This is a genomic window from Pseudomonas sp. REP124 (assembly GCF_020164475.1).
Lineage (GTDB): Bacteria > Pseudomonadota > Gammaproteobacteria > Pseudomonadales > Pseudomonadaceae > Aquipseudomonas.
On the sequence record NZ_JAIQWX010000283.1, the window covers coordinates 1 to 1,109 of the forward strand.

A 1,109-nucleotide genomic window follows, 5' to 3' on the forward strand; every position below is an offset into this window, starting at 1 on the left:
TGAACTGGCCTAATAATCCCGGACACCTCTTTAGGGCGATATGATTCGCCCATTCAGGAGGTTCCATGCAAGAACGTAAAACCTATACCCGCGAGTTCAAGATGCGTGCTGCCTGCATGGTTCTTGACGATAACTGCTCGGTTCCAGATGTCTGTGCGTCGATGGATGTGGGGCCTACTGCTCTGCGCCGGTGGATTGAGCAAGTTCGTAAAGAGCGCAAAGGTCAGCCCGTTCCGGGAACCAAGGCCATTACTGCGGAGCAAAAGGAGCTCCAGGAGCTTCGGGCCAAGATCAAGCGCCTTGAGATGGAGGCCGAGATCTTAAAAAAGGCTACGGCTCTCTTGATGTCGGATCCCGATCGTTTTCGTTGATCGAGGAACTGAGAGGGTCAGGCTTGTATCCGACAGCCATCCTTTGCAACGTTTTTGGTGTTTCACGCAGTGGCTTTTATGAGTGGTGCTCGCGCCGCTCAGTGCCAGACAGCAAGCGTGAAGTACTGAAGGCGAAAGTGGTGGAGCTGCACGCCGAAAGCCGAGAAAGTCTCGGAGCGAGGATGATGTCGGAGTACTTGAAAGCCCAGCAGATCACTGTGGGTAGGCATTTGGCGGGCAAGCTGATGATGGAAGCAAACCTGGCCAGCAAGCAGCGTCGTCCGCATCCCTTTCGATCCAGAGGTGTCGAGGCGTTCATTGCGCCGAATCGGCTTGAGCGCAATTTTCAGCCGGCCGCGATCAATCAAGTCTGGTGCGGCGACGTTACGAGCCTGTTGGTCGGCAAGCGCTGGTTCCATCTGGCAGTCGTGATTGATCTATTTGCACGGCGTGTTGTTGGATGGGCATTCTCTTTGATCAACGACGCCCACCTGGTGACCAAAGCCCTGAAAATGGCCGTGGAGGTCCGAGGAACACCCACTGGTTTGATATTTCACTCGGATCAGGGTTGCCAGTACTCCAGCCGGAAATTCCAGGCTGCGCTCGAGCTACACGGCATAGTCCAGAGCATGAGCCGCAGAGGACAGTGCTGGGATAATGCGCCTACCGAGCGCTTCTTCGGCACGTTGAAGTCAGAGTGGGTGCCTGGCGAAGGCTATCCCACGATTGAAAAAGCCA

The 1,109-nt window shown here is 55.3% G+C and carries 2 protein-coding genes; both read left to right on the plus strand.

Annotated elements, in window-relative coordinates; genetic code table 11:
- The first annotated feature begins 65 nt into the window (after positions 1-65).
- Positions 66-371 (plus strand): transposase, encoded by a 306-nt coding sequence (locus tag K9857_RS30215; RefSeq protein ID WP_224542228.1) that lies wholly within the window; start codon positions 66-68, stop codon positions 369-371.
- On the plus strand, positions 368-1,109 hold a 742-nt coding region (locus tag K9857_RS30220; RefSeq protein ID WP_263488184.1), incomplete at its 3' end, for an IS3 family transposase. The genes K9857_RS30215 and K9857_RS30220, both read left to right, overlap by 4 nt.

Excerpts from the sequence above, each read along its gene's own strand:
- K9857_RS30215 (WP_224542228.1), top strand. The coding sequence starts at position 66 with ATGCAAGAACGTAAAACCTATACCCGCGAGTTCAAGATGCGTGCTGCC.